The sequence below is a fragment of the Gemmobacter denitrificans genome, from assembly GCF_036964905.1.
GTDB classification, from domain to species: Bacteria; Pseudomonadota; Alphaproteobacteria; order Rhodobacterales; family Rhodobacteraceae; genus Gemmobacter; species Gemmobacter denitrificans.
Window position 1 is genome coordinate 141,824 of record NZ_JBALHR010000002.1, and the last position, 17,659, is coordinate 159,482.

At 64.2% G+C, this 17,659-nt stretch carries 15 protein-coding genes; 6 read left to right on the plus strand and 9 right to left on the minus strand.

The window, feature by feature from the left end:
• Positions 1-6 precede the first annotated feature (6 nt).
• Positions 7-924 (minus strand): manganese-dependent inorganic pyrophosphatase, encoded by a 918-nt coding sequence (locus V6590_RS03730; RefSeq protein WP_335419755.1) that lies wholly within the window; start codon positions 922-924, stop codon positions 7-9.
• A 195-nt stretch (positions 925-1,119) separates the two neighbouring features.
• Here V6590_RS03730 and V6590_RS03735 point away from each other — a divergent pair, with 195 nt between their 5' ends.
• Both V6590_RS03735 and V6590_RS03740 read left to right on the plus strand, forming a co-directional pair.
• Entirely contained in the window at positions 1,120-1,284 is a 165-nt protein-coding gene (locus tag V6590_RS03735; RefSeq protein ID WP_335419758.1) for a hypothetical protein, read from the plus strand.
• 91 nt (positions 1,285-1,375) lie between these two features.
• The gene (locus V6590_RS03740; protein ID WP_335419761.1) at positions 1,376-2,770 is read left to right on the plus strand and encodes an FAD-binding oxidoreductase; all 1,395 of its coding nucleotides are present in this window, start codon (positions 1,376-1,378) and stop codon (positions 2,768-2,770) included.
• A 157-nt stretch (positions 2,771-2,927) separates the two neighbouring features.
• Here V6590_RS03740 and V6590_RS03745 read toward each other — a convergent pair whose 3' ends face one another.
• Genes V6590_RS03745 through V6590_RS03755 form a run of 3 tightly spaced genes read right to left on the minus strand, consistent with a single transcriptional unit; the run spans position 2,928 to position 5,181 of the window.
• The gene (locus V6590_RS03745; protein WP_335419765.1) at positions 2,928-3,461 is read right to left on the minus strand and encodes an adenine phosphoribosyltransferase; all 534 of its coding nucleotides are present in this window, start codon (positions 3,459-3,461) and stop codon (positions 2,928-2,930) included.
• An 8-nt stretch (positions 3,462-3,469) separates the two neighbouring features.
• A complete protein-coding gene (locus tag V6590_RS03750) occupies positions 3,470-3,937 on the minus strand; it encodes a DUF2269 family protein (RefSeq protein WP_335419768.1) in 468 nt (155 codons plus the stop codon).
• Positions 3,937-5,181, minus strand: coding sequence for an SDR family oxidoreductase (locus tag V6590_RS03755; protein ID WP_335419771.1), 1,245 nt, complete (start codon positions 5,179-5,181; stop codon positions 3,937-3,939). Before V6590_RS03755 ends, V6590_RS03750 begins: the two co-directional genes overlap by 1 nt.
• A 146-nt stretch (positions 5,182-5,327) precedes the next feature.
• Here V6590_RS03755 and V6590_RS03760 point away from each other — a divergent pair, with 146 nt between their 5' ends.
• Positions 5,328-5,816, plus strand: coding sequence for a GNAT family N-acetyltransferase (locus tag V6590_RS03760; RefSeq protein ID WP_335419774.1), 489 nt, complete (start codon positions 5,328-5,330; stop codon positions 5,814-5,816).
• A gap of 71 nt (positions 5,817-5,887) precedes the next feature.
• Positions 5,888-6,661: an EcsC family protein gene (locus V6590_RS03765; protein WP_335419776.1), complete on the plus strand. Its 774-nt coding sequence runs from the start codon at positions 5,888-5,890 to the stop codon at positions 6,659-6,661.
• Between the two features lie 18 nt (positions 6,662-6,679).
• On the opposite strand, the gene ptsP is transcribed toward V6590_RS03765, so the two are convergent.
• Positions 6,680-8,923: a phosphoenolpyruvate--protein phosphotransferase gene (ptsP, locus tag V6590_RS03770; RefSeq protein WP_335419779.1), complete on the minus strand. Its 2,244-nt coding sequence runs from the start codon at positions 8,921-8,923 to the stop codon at positions 6,680-6,682.
• Positions 8,924-9,228: 305 nt separating this feature from the next.
• On the opposite strand from ptsP, the gene V6590_RS03775 reads away from it, so the two are divergent.
• Entirely contained in the window at positions 9,229-10,488 is a 1,260-nt protein-coding gene (locus V6590_RS03775; protein ID WP_335419781.1) for an aspartate kinase, read from the plus strand.
• A 67-nt stretch (positions 10,489-10,555) separates the two neighbouring features.
• Here the strand turns inward: V6590_RS03775 and V6590_RS03780 are convergent, their stop codons facing one another.
• From V6590_RS03780 to purD, 3 genes are all read right to left on the minus strand, one after another.
• Complete coding sequence (locus V6590_RS03780; RefSeq protein WP_335419784.1) at positions 10,556-12,382, minus strand: calcium-binding protein; 1,827 nt, start codon at positions 12,380-12,382, stop codon at positions 10,556-10,558.
• A gap of 280 nt (positions 12,383-12,662) precedes the next feature.
• Positions 12,663-13,547: a bestrophin family protein gene (locus V6590_RS03785; RefSeq protein WP_335419787.1), complete on the minus strand. Its 885-nt coding sequence runs from the start codon at positions 13,545-13,547 to the stop codon at positions 12,663-12,665.
• 91 nt (positions 13,548-13,638) lie between these two features.
• Positions 13,639-14,901 (minus strand): phosphoribosylamine--glycine ligase, encoded by a 1,263-nt coding sequence (purD, locus tag V6590_RS03790; protein ID WP_335419791.1) that lies wholly within the window; start codon positions 14,899-14,901, stop codon positions 13,639-13,641.
• Between the two features lie 167 nt (positions 14,902-15,068).
• On the opposite strand from purD, the gene V6590_RS03795 reads away from it, so the two are divergent.
• Positions 15,069-15,650, plus strand: a complete 582-nt coding sequence (locus V6590_RS03795) for a glycine-rich domain-containing protein (protein WP_335419795.1) — start codon at positions 15,069-15,071, stop codon at positions 15,648-15,650.
• 148 nt (positions 15,651-15,798) lie between these two features.
• Here V6590_RS03795 and V6590_RS03800 read toward each other — a convergent pair whose 3' ends face one another.
• Positions 15,799-17,595, minus strand: a complete 1,797-nt coding sequence (locus tag V6590_RS03800) for a hypothetical protein (RefSeq protein ID WP_335419798.1) — start codon at positions 17,593-17,595, stop codon at positions 15,799-15,801.
• Positions 17,596-17,659: the final 64 nt, after the last annotated feature.

Here is a 17,659-nt window from a genome sequence, read left to right on the forward strand (position 1 = left end):
TTGGGCTTACAGCTTCAGTGACGGGATGATCTGCTTCTTGCGGCTCATCACCCCGGGCAGGACCACGGTATCGCCGGTCACGGCGCAGCCAAAGCTTGCCTCGGCAATCGATTTCACCAGATCGTTCGGGATCAGCAGTGTGGCCTCTTCCTTCAGGATGTCGATGATGAACAGCAGCACCTGATCGGCGCCGTCTTCCTTGGCCACATCGACCATGGAGGCCATCAGGCTGTCCTTGCGATCCAGCAGCACCTTGGGGGCCGTGGTTTCCAGCACCGAGATGCGGAGTTCCTTGCCCGCGACCGTGTATTCCTTGCTGTCCATCCGCAGCAGCGCGGCATCGGAATAGGCAGAAACATCGGATTTCGCCTCGAACATGGCGGCGGCCAGGTCGGGGATGGCCACGCCCAGATCTGCAGCAAGGCTTTCGGCCACGGCACGATCATGCGCGGTGGTGGTGGGGCTGCGGAATTCCAGCGTATCGGACAGGATGCAGGACAGCATCGCCCCCTTGATGCCGCGCGGGGCGCGGGCGATATCGGCGCCCATCAGATCATGCATCAGGGTGGCAGTGCAGGCCAGCGGGCGGATGGTGATGTCGATCGGGGTATTGGTCTTCAGCCCGCCCACCAGCATGTGATGGTCGATGATCGCCTGAATCTTCGCATCATTGATCGAAGGCGGCAATTCGGCGGGGTTGTTGGTGTCCACGATCACCACCGCATCGCCCGCTGCGACATCGGCGATGATTTCGGGCTTGTCCAGACCCCAATGGCGCAGCACGAAGGCCGCCTCGGTATTGGGTTCACCCAGCAGAACCGGCGTGGCGGGGGTGCCCTTCACCTCGGTCAGATACCAGGCCCAGGCGATGGGCGAGCCGGTCGAGTCGGTGTCGGGGGATTTGTGGCCGAAAACCTTGATCATTTTCTGTATCCGTGGGCTTGGAAAGATTGGCTGCCTTATAGGCAAGCCCGGGCGCATTGTCACGCTTGTGGCGCAGGCCCGCGCTGCGGCTGCATTGCATCTGTTGCATGGCGGCTATGGGCAATGCTGCATTGCGGCGGGGCCTGTGACCCCCCATCTGTCGGGTATCTGAAACGCCGGAAAGAGAGTTCCGCCATGATGTCCCTGTTCGCCCGTGCCGCCCGCGCTGTGATGGCCTTCTTCGGGGCGATCCTTGCTGCCCGCGCCGTGGTTGCGGCTGTTGAAACCCATCGCACCCCGCGCGCCAGCGACCTGCAACACCTGGGCATTCGCCCGCAGCATTTCACCCTGCGCGCCTGATGGGCGGTTGTCGGCCGGTCGGTGCTTGCGCCAGCCGGTCGCACAGTTCAGAACGGCAGGGCCGATCCCTTGAGCCATGTCGAGGCCGCCGATGCTGAACCCTGCCGATGCCGATTTTCTGACCGCGCTGCCGCAGGCGCTGCTGCGCCCGGTACGTCCTTCGGATGTTGAAGAGCCGCGGGGGCGCTGGCAAGGGCAGGGCAGGGCGGTAGCCTGCCCGCAATCGGCAGAAGATGTGGCGGCGCTGATCCGTGCTGCCCGCGCCGCACGGGTGGGACTTGTGCCCCTGGGCGGTGGCACCGGGCTTGTGGGCGGGCAGATCCTGACGGATGGCCCCGCGCCGCTGATCCTGTCACTGGAACGCATGACGGCACTGCGCGCGGTCTATCCGCAGGAAAACGCGCTTGTGGCCGATGCCGGGGCTGTGCTGGCCGATGTGCAGGCCGCCGCCGAAACGGTGGATCGACTGTTTCCCCTGACGCTTGCGTCGCAGGGATCGGCGCGGATCGGCGGATTGCTGGCCACCAATGCGGGTGGGGTCAATGTGCTGCGCTATGGCAATGCCCGCGATCTGGTGCTGGGGATCGAGGCGGTTCTGGCCGATGGCAGCATCCTGCGCGGGCTGAAACGGCTGCGCAAGGACAATGCCGGGTATGATCTGCGCCATCTGCTGATCGGGTCCGAGGGCACGCTGGGCGTGATTACCGCCGCCAGCCTGAAGCTGTTTCCGCGCCCCGCCGCCGAAGGCGCGGCCTTTCTGGTCGTTGAAAGCCCTGAGGCCGCATTGGCCTTGCTCGCGCTGGCGCAAGACCGTTTGCCGGGCATGATTTCGGCCTTTGAACTGATCCATCGGCAGGGGCTGGAGTTTCTGGCCGAGACGATGCCGCAGGTGCGCCAGCCCTTTGCCACGCGGCCCGAATGGATGGTTCTGGTCGATCTGGGGCTGCCGCTGGGGATTGACCCCGAAGCGGCGCTGTCAGGGCTATATGAGGCGGCAGGCAATCTGGTGCAGGATGGGGTGATAGCTGCATCGGCAGCCCAACGGGCCGAATTCTGGGCCCTGCGCGAGGCGATCCCGGCAGCCAACCGCAAGATCGGCGCGGTTTCAAGCCATGACATTTCCCTGCCGCTGTCGGAAATCCCGGTCTTCCTGCAGCAGGCCGGGCCATTGCTGGCACGGATCGGCCAGTTCCGGGTGAATTGCTTTGGCCATCTGGGCGATGGCAACCTGCATTACAATGTTTTCCCGATGCCGGGCCGGACGCGCGCCGATCACGAAAACCAGCGCGAGGCGGTCAAGACCTGCGTGCATGATCTGGTGCATGGGCTGGGCGGATCGGTCAGTGCCGAACATGGCGTGGGGCGGCTGAAGGTTGGTGATCTGGAACGCTATGGCGATCCGGTCAAGCTGGCCACGATGCGGGCGATCAAGCAGGCGCTGGACCCCGATGGCATCCTGAACCCCGGCGCGGTCTTGCGCGGCTGATGGCCCCCAAGGGAAAACCCTGCCGGGCAAGCCCGACAGGGTTTGGGGGTGTGTGGTTGGGTACACGTGTTTGCAAGCAGCGCGTCCCCCGGGAGGGTGAGGCCCGGTGCAACCTTGGTAGGGGATAAAGGTTAACGGATCGTTACCAAATCCAGTATCACAGCCCTTCGAATGCACAAAGTGCGTGCACCTCCATGCCCATGGTCTCCAGCCGTTTGCGCCCGCCCAGATCGGGCAGATCCACCACGAAGGCGCAGCCGATCAGAACGCCGCCCAGCCGTTCCACCAACCTGATGCCCGCCTCGGCGGTGCCGCCAGTCGCCAGAAGGTCATCGACCAGCAAAACCCTTTCGCCCGGCTGGATGGCATCTTCATGCAGTTCCACCACGGCCTCGCCATATTCCAGACTATAGGCCTGACTGATTGTCTGCCCCGGCAGCTTGCCCTTCTTGCGGATCGGCACAAAGCCGGTGGTCAGCTGATGGGCCACCGCACCGCCCAGAATGAAGCCGCGCGCCTCCAGACCCACAACCTTGTCGATGCGGGTGCCCGCATAGGGATGCAGCAACTGGTCGATCGCCATGCGAAAGCCGCGCGGATCGGCGAAGAGTGTCGTCACATCGCGAAACAGGATCCCTTCATGCGGGAAATCGACGATGGTGCGGATATAGTCCTTGACGGTTTTCGACATGGGCCCTCTCAGAACAGGTCGGGTTTCACTATCATCAGCCAGAACACCCCGACAAGCGCGCCGAAGGCAGGCCAGCCCAAGGCAAACCACCAGCGGAAGGCCCGGCTTGCGGCAAAGGGCAGCGGACCCGGGGCGGCGGCGCGGGCCAGATCGCGGATGCGGTATTGCAGTCTGACAACCGGCAGCCAGCAGGCCAGTGCCAGCATGTAACTGGCATAGGTCAACAAAAGCCAGCCCTCGTTCCAGTCACGCCCGGTTTCGCGCACCAGCCAAAGCCCGGTCAGAGGCTGCACGATGCCGGAGGGCAGGGTGAACAGCCAGTCGGCCACGACAACCCCGGCCGCCACATGTGCCACCACCTCGGCCCGGTTCGATCGAATGGCCCAGACCATCGCAAAGGCGGTGCCGATTCCGGTGCCGAACAGCACGGTCGAGGACAGCACATGCAACCATTTTGCCAGCAGGTAGGGTTCCATCACCGCTCCTCCACCAGCGCCAGATGCACAAGGATCAGCGCCAGCACCGGCAGGTTTTTCAACAGCCCGCCGAACGGATCGAACCAGAGGTCGGGGGCAAGCAGGGTCAGACCAGCCGTATAGGCCAGGACCAGAGCGATCTGCGCCCGCGCCACCAGCCCCGGTCGCCAGTCGCGCAACAGGGCCAGTCCCAAGGCCAGATCGGCCAGTCCGCCCGCACGGGCCATGATCAGTGCCAGCCCCTCAGGCACGGCTTCCAGATGCTGCAGGAAGGCGCGGCCCGGCAGGAACAGGCCCAAAGCGGCAGAGGCCAACCACATCACTGCCAGCGTCAGCCGGATCAGCGGTTTCAGCAGGTAAAGCCGCGCCTGCCAAAGGTCTTGCGTGCCTGCCGGGCGGTCAAATTGAAAGGCGCTGAACCCGCGCGGTCTGGTGCGCAGCCGCGCCAGCAGTGGCGCCGGATCGGTCTGAACGCCCTGTTCAAGTTGCCGCAGTGCAGTGCTGGAAATCGGGCCGAGCCGCAGCACATCGCCAACCCGCCCGGCCAGCCGCGCCAGCCTGTCCGGCACCCGCCAGACAGGCACAAGGCGCAGACCCAGCCAGCGTCGCAGGCTGGTTGCAAGATCGGCTTGTGTCAGAACCTCCGGTCCGCCCACCTCCCAGACGCCCGGCTGGGGCTCGGCCAGCATCTCGGCAATCACGGCGGCCAGGTCGGCGGCATGGATCGGATTGAAGGGCTGCGTGCCTGTCCCTGCCACCGGCGTGACGAAGGGCAGGGCGGCAAAGCCGCGCAGCGCCGATGTGCCGCCATAGCTGGTATCGGCCATCACCAGACCTGGGCGCAGCACCATGGCCCCGGCATCCAGCGCCACCTGTTCCGACACCCGACGCCAGCGCGCGAATGGCGTATCCGCCTCGATCCCCACTGCCGAGACATGCAGCGAAGGCCCCGTCACCGCCGCCAGAACGGCGCGCAGCGCATGGTCATACACGGCGGCAAAGGCGGCCTCGGTGCCCGCCAGCAGGCCTGCGGCATTCACCACGGTGCAATCGCGCACATCAGCCCAGAAACCGGGGGCATGGCTTGCCGGATCGGTCAGATCGGTGCGGAGTGTGCGGAACCCCATGGCCTGCAAGCGATCCACTCGCCGGGCGGAGGCGATGACCTCATGCCCCGCGTCACGCAGGGCAAAGGCAATATGCCGTCCGATGAAGCCGTCCGCCCCCAGAACCAGAACCTTCACACCTGTCCCCTTGCCGTGATCGCAGCCCAGACTATCGGTGCGTCGCCGCGATACCAAGCGATGCGCCGTCGCAGGCAATTGCGTCTTTTCCCTGTTGCGCTCGCGTGTTACGCGCGGTTTCGCAAGATTCCCTGGGGGCACAGCCGATGTATCAGCTGGAGGAAGAGACCGAGGCCGATTGGTGGGAGGTGGAGGCGCTCTATGACCTCTGCTTTGCGCCGGGGCGTACGGCGCTGTCCTCCTATCGGTTGCGCGACGGGGTTCCGACCGTGGCCCCGCTCTGCCTTGTGCTGCGCGATGACGAAGGCATTCTGGCGGCGGTCATCCGCTATTGGCCGGTCGAGGTCGGCGGGCAGGATGCGCTTTTGCTGGGTCCGGTCGCGGTTCACCCGACCCGGCAGGGCGAAGGTCTGGGCGGTCTGCTGATCAACGAAAGCCTGGCCGAAGCGCGGCGTCTGGGTTGGGAACGGGTCATGCTGGTGGGGGATGCGCCCTATTACAGCCGGTTTGGCTTTCGCAAGCTGGAGGGCGTGGTGATGCCGCCGCCCACCAACCCCGACAGGGTGCTGGGGCTGGATCTGGTGCGCGGGGCCTGGGAAGGTGTGCGCGGCGCGGTGACCAAGGCGCAGGCCTGACGGAAATTCCCCCCTGAAATCCCGCTTTGCAGGCCATTGCGCAGGGCCGGGCGCGCGCCTACCTTTCTGGCATGGACACAGATGCCCCCCTGCCGGCCCTGCCGGACGAGCCCTTTCCGGAATATGAAATCGCGGCGCTGGCGCGGCGCGCAAGGCGGGCGGGCGGCCCCTTGATGGCGCTGCTGACCAAGCTGGGCGGCACGCTGGAAAATCGTCTGGCCCTGCTGCCCGATCCTGTGCGCGCGCAGATCGACAAGGCCACCCTTGTCGCGCTGGAACGGGCCTTTGCGGTGGCAAAGCTGGGCCGGCATGCGCCCGATCTGGGCGCGGCGGCGGCACCTGTCACGGCGGCGCTGGCCGGGGCTGCGGGCGGGGCAGGGGGGCTGGCCACCTCGGTTGCGGAATTGCCGGTGACCATCACGCTGATCCTGCATGCAATCCGCGGGGCCGCCGAAGAGGCGGGCTTTGACCCCGACGAGGAATGGGTCCGCGCCGAGATCCTGCGCATCTTCGCCTCGGGCTCGCCCATGGCGGCGGATGATGGCGTCAACACCGCCTTCATCGGGGCAAGGCTGACGCTGACCGGCCCGGCCCTGCAGCGGCTGATCGCCACGCTTGCCCCGAAGATCGCGGTGGCGATGGGGCAGAAGCTGGCCGCCCAGGCGGTGCCGGTTCTGGGCGCATTGTCCGGTGCGGCCCTGAACGCCACGTTCCTGAGCCACTACCGCGAATTGGCGCGCATCCGCTTTGCCCTGTTGAAACTGGCCGCCAGCCATGACCCGGACAAGGTGATGCAGCGTTTTGCCGAGGCCGCGCATGTGCGGCCGCTGCTGACCTCGGGGTGATGCGCTGCGCGCACCCGGTTATTCGGGCAGCGTGGCCAGCCAGCCCATGATCGCCGGGCGGACGGATTCCGCCCCCGCCGCACGGGCATGCGCCATCACTGACCGCACCTCGGCCAGATCGACCTGCCGCAACAGCGCCTTCACCGGCCCGATGGAGGCCGGGCGCATCGACAGGCTGCCAATGCCAAGGGCGGCCAGGCACATCGCCTCGACCGGCCGGCCGGCATCTTCGCCACAGAAGGACAGAGGCGTGTCGCTTTCGGCGCAGCGGGTGACGATCTTGCCAAGGAAGGTCAGGAAACTGACATTCAGCATGTCATAGCGGCGGCGGACCCGTTCGTTTTCGCGGTCGGCAGCAAAGAAGAACTGCTTCAGATCATTGCCGCCGATTGAGATGAAATCGGCCAGATCGAAGAACTCCTTCGGCGCAAAGGCAAGGCTGGGGGTTTCCAGCATGGCACCGATCTTCAGATCGGCGGGCACGGGATGGCCCATGGCTGCCTCGCGGTCGAACTGGTGCAGCAGTTCGTCGCGGGCATCGCGAAACTCGCTCAACTCGCTGACAAAGGGGAACATCACGGTCAGCGGTCGGCCGGCGGCGGCGCGGATCAGCGCCTGCACCTGCATGCGCAGCACGCCGCGCTTGTCCAGCCCGACCCGGATCGCCCGCCAGCCCATTGCCGGGTTGGGTTCATCCTGCGGCTTCATATAGGGCAGAACCTTGTCCGACCCGATATCCAGCGTGCGGAATGCGACGGGGCGGCCCTTTGCCGCCTCCATAACCCGGGCATAAAGCCGGGCAAGTTCGTCGCGTTTGGGCATCTGGTTGCGGATCAGGAACTGCAATTCGGTGCGGAACAGGCCCACCCCTTCGGCCCCCGATCCTTCGATGGAGGGCAGATCGGCCATCAGGCCTGCATTCATCATCAACCGCGTGACCGTGCCGCATTTCGATTGCGCAGGCAGGTTGCGCAGGCTGGCATAGCGTTCCTGCGCCTTGGCCTGCATGGCCATCTTGTCGCGCAGCGACCGGGCCACCGTGTCATCGGGGCGCAGATGCACCACGCCCGTATCGCCATCCACAAGGATATGGTCGCCGTTCAACGCCTCGGTGATGATGCGTTCGGCATGAATGACCAGCGGAATGGCCAGCGCGCGGGCCACGATGGCCGCATGGCTGCCGACCGAGCCTTCCTCCAACACCACCCCGCGCAGCTTGCGCCCATAGTCGAGCAGTTCCGCAGGGCCGATATTGCGCGCCACCAGGATCGGGTCTTCGGGCATCTGGGCGCCGGTATCGGTGCCCTGGCCGGTCAGGATGCGCAGCAAGCGGTTGGACAGATCATCCAGGTCGTGCAGCCTTTCGCGCAGATAGGCATCTTCGACCTGTTCAAGCCGTGCCCGGGCGGCGGATTGTTCCTTTTCCACCGCCGCCTCGGCCGACAGGCCGCGCGCGATGTCTTCCTCCATCCGCTTCAGCCAGCCCCGGCTGTTGGCGAACATGCGATAGGCCTCCAGCACCTGCCGCTGATCCTTGTCGAGCGCCGCAGCGCTGAGCAGATCGTCGATCGACACACGCAGCTTGCCCACTGCCTCACGGATGCGGTCGATTTCGGTCAGCGGATCATCGGCCACCGGATTGGTGACCACCACCCGGGGTTCGTGTAGCCAGACATGGCCCTCGGCGGTGCCTTCCTGTCCGGTGCCGCCTCGAAACATGACCGGGCGCTTGTGCAGCGCGGCCATCCCATCCCCGTCACTCGCGAAGGCGCCCAGTTCGGTCATCTCGGCCAGCACCATGGCCACGACTTCAAGCGCATAGACCTCGTCGTCGGAAAACTGCCGGGCGGTCTTGGACTGCACGACCAGCACGCCCAGCTTTTCGCCCACCCGCTGAATCGGCACGCCAAGGAAGCTGGAATAGATTTCCTCGCCGGTTTCGGGCATGTAGCGAAAGCCCTTTTCCGAAGGGGCATCGGCGGTGTTCACCGGCGCTGCCGTGCGCGCCACCCGCCCCACCAGCCCTTCGCCCAGTTTCAGCCGGGTCTTGTGAACCGAATCCTTCCGAAGCCCCTCGGTCGCGCAAAGTTCCAGCGTATCCTCGTCACGGAACAGGTAGATCGAGCAGACTTCGGTGCCCATGGAATCCGCGATCAGATGGGTGATGCGGTCCAGCCTGTCCTGACCCTTGCCGGGCAGGGCAAGGCTGTCGCGCAGGCGGCGAAGAAGTTTGCGGCTGTCGCTCTCGCTGCGTTCGGGCATGATCGGCGCTGCGGTCCTTCTGGATCTTGTCTGCCCCTTTAAGCACAGCCTGCCACAAAACGGAACGCCTTGCGGTGCGCGACCTTTGGCGCAGTGGGTGCCGCCCAAAAAATACGCGCCTGTGCCGCCAAGACAGGCAGGGGCAAAACTTCTATCCATCAAGCAACCTTGGCGTGCAATCCCTTCCGGCGCGACAGGGGCCAGGTGGGGCCAAATGCTGCCCCGGTCATCCCCACCATCCTCTTGCATCCCCCCCCGCTTCTGCTAGGAAGCCCACGGTTTGAAATGCGGATCGGGGGTCGGCCATGCCTCTTCTGGTGATGAAATTCGGCGGCACCTCGGTCGCCAATCTGGAGCGGATCGAGAATGCCGCCCTGAAGGTCCAGCGCGAGGTGGAGCGGGGCTATGACGTGATCGTCATCGTCAGCGCCATGTCGGGCAAGACCAACGAGCTGGTGGGCTGGGTCGAAGGCACCTCGAAGCTTTACGACGCGCGCGAATATGATGCCGTTGTGGCAAGTGGCGAGAATGTCACCGCCGGGCTGATGGCGTTGCGCCTGCAGGAAATGGGCGTTCCGGCGCGCAGCTGGCAGGGCTGGCAGGTGCCGATCAACACCACTGCCGCCCATTCGGCGGCGCGGTTCGTGTCGATCCCGCGCGACAATATCGACGCCAAGTTCAAGGAAGGCTTCAAGGTTGCCGTCGTGGCGGGCTTCCAGGGCGTCAGCCCGGAAGGCCGGATCACCACGCTGGGCCGGGGCGGCAGTGACACCACTGCCGTGGCCTTTGCCGCCGCCTTCGGGGCCGAACGCTGTGACATCTATACCGATGTGGACGGGGTCTATACCACCGATCCCCGCGTATCCGACAAGGCGCGCAAGCTGAACAAGATCGCGTTTGAGGAAATGCTGGAACTCGCCTCGCTGGGCGCCAAGGTCTTGCAGACCCGGTCGGTCGAACTGGCGATGCGCTACAAGGTGCGGCTGCGCGTGCTGTCCTCGTTCGAGGAAACCGACGAAAACTCAGGAACCCTGGTCTGCGACGAGGAGGAAATCATGGAATCGAAAGTCGTCTCGGGCGTCGCCTTCTCGCGCGAGGAAGCGAAGATCACGCTCTTCACCATCGAAGACCGCCCCGGCGTGGCGCAGGCCATCTTCGGCCCCTTGGCCGATGCGGGCGTGAATGTGGACATGATCGTCCAGAACATCAGCGAAAAGGATTATGACGACAGCCATCCCGGCGCTGTCACCGACATGACCTTTTCCTGCCCGATCAATCAGGTCGAACGCGCCAAGAAGGCGATGGAAGATGCCCGCAATGCCGGGCTCATCAAGTATGACGAACTGATCATCGATACCGATGTGGCCAAGGTGTCTGTGGTCGGGATCGGCATGCGCAGCCATGCGGGCGTTGCCGCCACCATGTTCAAGGCGCTGGCCAATGAAGGCGTGAACATCAAGGTGATTTCGACCTCGGAAATCAAGATCTCGGTGCTGATCGACCGCAAGTATATGGAACTGGCGGTGCAGGCGCTGCACGATGCTTTCGGGCTGGACAAGGCCTGATCTCCCCCAGGCTACGAAATGTAAAAACGCCCTGCCCCATTGGCAGGGCGTTTTTCTTTGTCACCTGTCAGACAAAGATCGCATCGGTGATCTGATCCGCTGTCAGCCCATCCAGCCGCAGATAGAAGCCATAGGTTTCATTCTGCGCGTCTGGATGACGCAGGAAAATGACCAACGTTTCACCGTCCTGCCTGATGCTTGTAAAGTCTGACAAGGCATCTACTCCGGCTATTTCAATCTGGTCCTGCGCGACATTGAAATCCTGCAGGGTGATGGTTGCCTCTTTGACACCCTTATTATGGACAAACAGGTCGCTTCCGCCGCCAAGGATGATCTGACCCGAAACACCTTCATAGGTCTCGATCATGTCATTCCCTGTTCCCAGATCGATCAGCGTGAAATCGCTGAAAGCGGAAACCGTATCATGGCCACGCCCCATCGCGGCGGTCAGCCTTTCGGCGAAGCATTCTTCAAGATACAGTCCATCATCACCCTCTTCTGCCTGAATGTCGATGTTATCCACATCAACCAAGTGTATCCGATCATTCCCACCGCCGGCCTGAACCTTTGTCGCCTGACCCCCATTATAAGCAATGCCGATCAGATCTGCTCCGGCACCCGTCTCGACATTGCCCGAACCTTTCAGATAGACCTTGTGGCCGTCATCTCGGGGAACATCGTCAAAGGGGCGGAATTCGATGTCGATGCCATGGCCCTCCAACGAAAGTTCATACAGTCCGGTTGAACCATGAATGGTGATGGGGCCTGTTTTTCCATCGATCACATGGCTGGCACCCCGAAGGTAGATGTCGTCGAAACCGGTAACGCCTTTGTCGGGCAAACCCTGCCGTTCGCTGAGGCCAAGCGTAATGCCGACGGTGCCGTTCAGGATCAGGTCATCCGACCCGCCATTTCCGGCCAACCGCCCGGAAAACTCGCCATCTCCGTTGATTTCGACCGTGTCGCTGCCAGGGCCCATGAAGGCAGTCAGAAAGAAATCTGCCGCGTTTAGCACCAACCGATCAGCGCCGAATCCTGCCCTGACCAGTTCTGCAAATCGCTCCACGATGATGGTGTCGTCGCCGTAACCCGCGATATAGGTTCCTCCGTTGCCGGTGATCGTGTCATTCCCCGAACCGGCGTCGATGGTCCCACCGATCCCGGAAATATTGTCCGCCCCGGCCCCGGTGAAGATCCGGCTTTGCGGGCCAACATCGGCCACCGTGTCATTGCCAGCGCCGCCCCAGAACTGTTCACCACTGAAATTGCCGATGAAGGTGATGCCTAGGTAGCCATAGGCCCGGAACACTTCGAAACCGGTCACGTCCGCGCGCCGCCCATCCCAGGTGATGCTGTCGTCTGAAAGGTTGATCTCGATCTTTGTTGCGGCCCCGGATCGCAGTTCCAGAACATCACGTCCGTCGCCGCCGTGCAGGCCACGCGTAAAGCCATTCAACTGGACCAGATCGGAACCGCCCCCCAGCATGACTTCCATCCTGCCATGGCCAATGACCGTATCGTGCCCGTCAGAGAGCCACAGTTCCTCGATGCGCGACAGCTGATCCGTACCTGTCGCAGTGCTGACCCAGCCCCGGGTCATGTCCACCCGCAGCCCTTCGGCCACGCCCTTGTAGCTGACGATGTCATGGCCCGCCCCGCCATCGATCGTGTCGCTGCCACGCCCGAACAGGTGAAGGCTGCCCAGCTGCAGATAGATTTCGCCATCCCTCATCACGCTTGGCTCGGTCCAGCGTGCCCAGCCTTCCAGAAAGAAATCATCGCCAGTGCCGCCGGACAGGCGGTCATTGCCGTCAAGACCGGCCAGTCTGTCTGCGAGCGGGGAACCGGCAAGCTGTTCGCTCAGCGGGCTGGGAACGTAGGTCAATCGGCGCATGCAACTACTCCATACGGGTGAATGTGGAAAAATTTGCACGGTTTGGTTGTTTCGTCCATGGGCTATTGTCTCTGCTGCTCGTTGCGGCTTGGGTGCCATGTCTTGCACTGGCAACCTTCGCGGCCAGGATGAAACGCCGCGTCACTTTCGATGTCAGGCCTGGTCTTTTCCGCAGATAGATGCCCGGTCAGAGTGAGGGCCCCACTTTGCTCGACGCAGGTAAACGGTCAGGTTTCGTGACAATCCTGATGACAAGCTGCCTTCAGTCACTCTGTCGGCTTCACTCCAACCGAAACCCGACCGGGATCAGCGGTTGCGGCGCGGGTTCGCCCAGATGGGGGGCCAGACTGATTTCCACCGCGCGGCAAATTGCGTCCAGCGGCAGGGCGTTGCCGGATTGCCCAAAGGGATGGGCCAGATCTTCGGTCACTTCGGCCAAGCCAAAGAAGGTATAGCCGACGATGCCTGCAAAAACCGGGGTCAGCCAGCCAGCCGGGCCCAGCAGTGCAAGGGGCAGCAGCAGGCAGTAAAGCCAGGTCGTGCGATAGACCAGCAGCGAATAGACATAGGGCAGCGGGGTTGCCCTGATCCTTTCGCACCCCGCCTGTGCCAGCGCGACGGACCCCAGCCGGGCCGACAAGGCCCGGGCCCCAAAGCCGTCCAGCCGCCCGGCGCGATGCGCGGTCGCCAGCCCGGAATTCAGCGCATCCAGCAGGGCATCGGGCGTAGCGGCGACCCCGGGCGGCAGGTCGCGACACGCGGCGGCATCGGGGGCAAGGCCGCGCAGCGCGCAACGGTGCAGATGGACAAAGCCACGCATCCCGCGCAGCAGGATATGCCGGTCGCTCGGGTCGGGCAGGAACATCTCTGCCTCGCGCGCCAGGCTGCGGGCATCGGCCAGAACCCCGCCCCAGAGCTTGCGCGCCTCCCACCAGCGATCATAGGCGGCATTGTTGCGAAAGCCGAGAAACAGCGACAGCGCCACCCCGAACAGCGCAAAGGGCGTGGCATTCACCTGTGGCAGCGGCAGCAAGTGCCGGTGGATCACCACCAGCGCGGCGGAAAGGCCGATCACCACAGCCAGATGGCCGATGATCTGTGGCAGCACCGATCCGCGCACGGCGAACAGAAGTTCTTTTGCGCCGGGCTTGTCTCTGACGATCATGCGCGCCTCCCTGCCACTTTGCCGCAACCCTGCCACGCGCGCATTGCGACCGGCAGGGCAATCCCGACCGGCAGGGCCGGTGTTGCGACGATTACAGCGCCCGCCAGCCGATATCGCGGCGGCAGAAGCCGCCCGGCCAGTCAATCGCATCGACCATGGCATAGGCCCGCGCCTGCGCCTCGGCCAGCGTCTCGCCGCGCGCGGTCACGTTTAGCACCCGCCCGCCGGTGGCGAGGATCGCGCCCTCCTTGGCCGCCGTGCCCGCATGGAACACCATGTTGCGGCTGTCCTCGGGCAGGGCATCAAGCCCCTTGATCTCGCTGCCCTTTTCGTAAGCGCCGGGATAGCCCTTGGCGGCCATCACCACGGTGATCGCGTGATCCTCGGCCCAATGCGCCTGGATCTGATCCAGCCGCCCCTCGGCGCAGGCTTGCAGCAGGTCCAGCGCCTGCGCGCCCAAACGCATCATCAGCACCTGGCATTCCGGGTCGCCAAAGCGGCAGTTATATTCCACCAGCCGCGCCTTGCCGTTTTCGATCATCAGGCCCGCATAAAGCACACCCTGATAGGGCGTGCCGCGCCGTGCCATCTCGCGGATGGTGGGCAGCACGATTTCATCCATCGCCGCCTGCGCAATCGCATCGGTCAGCACCGGGGCGGGGGAATAGGCGCCCATGCCGCCGGTATTCGGCCCGGTATCGCCGTCACCCACCCGCTTGTGATCCTGCGCCGTGCCGATGGGCAGCGCATTCACGCCGTCGGTGAGGATGAAGAAGCTCGCTTCCTCACCCGCCATGAATTCCTCGATCACCACCTCGGCCCCGGCAGCACCAAAGGCCCCGCCAAAGATCTCGTCAATCCCGGCCAGCGCCTCGGCCTCGGTCATGCCCATGATGACACCCTTGCCCGCGGCCAGACCATCGGCCTTCACCACCAAGGGCGCGCCCATGCGGCGGATATAGGCCTTGGCGGCCTGCGCCTCCGCGAACCGCGCATAACCGGCGGTCGGCGCGTTGCAGGCATCGCAGATTTCCTTGGTGAAACCCTTCGATGCCTCCAGCCGTGCGGCCTCGGCGCTCGGGCCAAAGGTCAGGATGCCCGCCGCCCGGGTGGCATCTGCCACCCCCGCCGCCAAAGGCGCCTCGGGGCCGACAATCACGAAGTCAATCGCGTTTTCTTCGCAGAAGCGCACCACCTGCGCCCCCGACAGGATGTCAAGGCTCGCACATTCCGCGATCGCCGCGATCCCGGCATTGCCCGGCGCCACAATCAGCCTGTCGCATTTCGGGTTCTGCTTCACCGCCCATGCGAGGGCATGTTCGCGCCCGCCGCTGCCGAGAATGAGGATATTCATGCGCGCCCCCGCTTGGCATTTCCGTTGCCGGGGTCTTACTGTCGGGGGGCGGACATGGCAACGAGGAAAGGGCAAATGTGTCTGGGGGAGTCCTGACTGATCCGCTGTGGCAGCGACTTGGGGGTCATGAGTTCCCACTCAGCACCGGGGTTTTGCTGCGCGATCAGGTGGCAAAGGAAACCGAGTTGACGGTGGAACGGGCAAGCGCCGCGGTTCAGGCCTATCGGCAATTCCTCTGGCTCTGCGCGACGCAAGGGCAGATCATGGCCCCATCGGCTGCGGTTGATGCCGTCTGGCATCTGCATCTGATGGATACCCGGGCCTATGCCACCTTTTGCGATCAGGTCATCGGTCGCATGATCCATCACATCCCGGACCGCCCGCCCGTGGCCGAAGACCCGGCCTATGCCGCCACGCGGGCCGCATTGACGCAGCATTTCGGTCCGCCATCGCCAAACCTGTGGCCCGACCCTGTGGTCGCGCAGGCGGCCGAGCGCGTGAGGGATGTCTTCGTTTGTCTCCTGCTGGTTTCCGTTGCTATTGCATGGACTGTGCTTTCCGCTGGATGGGGGAAGCTTTCTGTTGGCTGGGTGTTGGTAATTCTTCTGTCGGGCGGAACCGGCGTTCTGGTGGGCATTGTCGGCTTGGCGTATTTCGGCAGGAAAGTAGGCTGGCCTGTGAAGCGATCCGATGGCGGTTGTGGCGGCGGTTTTGCCGGCGGCGATGATGGCGGTTGTGGCGGCGATTGAAACCATGGGCCTTGGCTGCCGCATCGATCCGCGATGCGAAGAGGCCCGCATGATCCCCACCGACGCGCTGCAAAGCCCGCGAACCTGGCGCCTTCCGCATCTATGGCCCGGCCCCAGCCATTGGCCGCAGCCAGCCCGGCGCAGCCGGTCACTTCGGATCATTGCGCTGGATGATCCCGGTGACCGCCGCCGCGCCCAAGGCGGTAACGATCCAGCCAAGCGCCGAGAACAGCCACCGCCCCCACCAGAGGTGATAGCCCCACCGGCCCCGGCCTTTCGACGGGGCCCAGGCACTTTCCTGCCCCAGATCAAGGATCGGGATCACCAGATCGGCGGCATAGCCTGCGGCATTGAAACTGTCCCAATCCATGCCATGCGCCGGATCATTGGCCCAGGTTTCGGCGGGGTTGGGCAGGCAGTCGGGCGGCGCGGCGATTGGCTTGCCTGTCACTGGATCGGCTGCGAAGCAATCCCTCGCCAGCATGTCCTGCCACCCTTGCGACACAAGGATCACGTCGGAATTGGGGGCGAAAGAGCCTTCTTCCCATGCAGCATAGGCAACGATCCACGAGGCAAGGAACAACATCAACAATGCCCGCACACTGCGCGCGGGAGCATATCCATACCCCACGACATGGCGGAGAGAGAAATCAAGCGCCCAGTTCCACCCGATGGCCAACCGTGCCTTCATCGCGCCGCCGAACATCTCGTTGCGGAAATGCCGTCTTGCCATCTCCATCGTATAGGGGGGAGGGCTTGCGGGGGCACCTGGCGGCGTGGGCCAAGGACGATGGATCATCTGGAAGCGTTGCAGGATCGTCGTGCAGGCCATGGCTTGCGCACCTTTGACTTCCTTGACCGCATCCATGACCGCCTCGGCCCTTTCGGCTGACCACTTCGCACTCAACTGCCGCATGGCCCGAAAGAACCGTCGCATGACCCGAACCTGCTGGCGAAACCGAACTGCGGCAGCCTCTTTTCCCCCCATCAAGGCCTTGCGCGCCTCGGCGTCATGGCCCGCCGCGCGCATGGCGCGGGCGAATTGGGTATAGGGTTGCGGGTGGAACTCGCCTTTGAAGAACGCCCCTTTCTCCAGCCAGTCCTTGCGGCCAGCAAAATTTTTGGGGCTTTCCGGCCCGCCGGACAGGCGTTCATAGGTAAAACCGTCAAGGGTCAATGTCCCGCATTTGGCCCAACTGGCAGCATCATCCGCCAGATCGCCGACATGGGCAGAGGTCAGATCAACCCAGCCGGTGACCGCTTTGACCTCACGGAAAAAGAAACCCTGTTCCACGCGCAGCGATTGTCCGTTCAGCGCTTCGCCCCCGCCGCCGTTCAGCGTCGCGCCGGTGCAGGCCAATTGCCCACCAATCTGCGCGGCCCCCACATCCACCGTTCCCGTCGCTGTCACGTCACCTAGGAAGACACTCTGCGTCACCTGCGCTCCTTGGGCATTCAGCGCCTTGCCCCCGCCGCCGTTCAGTGTCGCGCCTTCGCAGGCCAATTGCCCACCGATCTGCGCGCTGGCCACATCCACCGTTCCCGTCGCCGTCACGCCACGCAGAAAGACCCCCCCATTCACCCGCGCCCCTTGGGCGAACAGTCCGGGCAGGTGGCTGCCTTGCAAAGACAATTGCGCCAGTTCGGTCTGCGCAAACTGCGGCTTTTCTTCAAACCGGCAGGCATGCAGCACCAGCCTGCCCCGGCATTTGGCAAAGCGCAGGTCCAGTTCACCGCTGATCACCGCGCCTTCCAGCCAGATACCTTTCTGATGCAGGCTGGTCGCCTCCAGCGCCAGGGCACGGATCAGCGCGGCGCGGATGGTGGGGGTCTTGGCCCCTTCGGGCGGCAGCGGGCCGAGTTCGCACTCCCACCCCGCGCGGCAGGCCGCGATCAGGGCCTTTTCGGCCGCGTTCCCACTTTTCTCGAACTCTTCAATCGTCATGACCATCGCGGCACCTCTGCCCCCACTCTGCCCGCAGTTGCGCGGGCTGCGCAAGGAGGGGCCT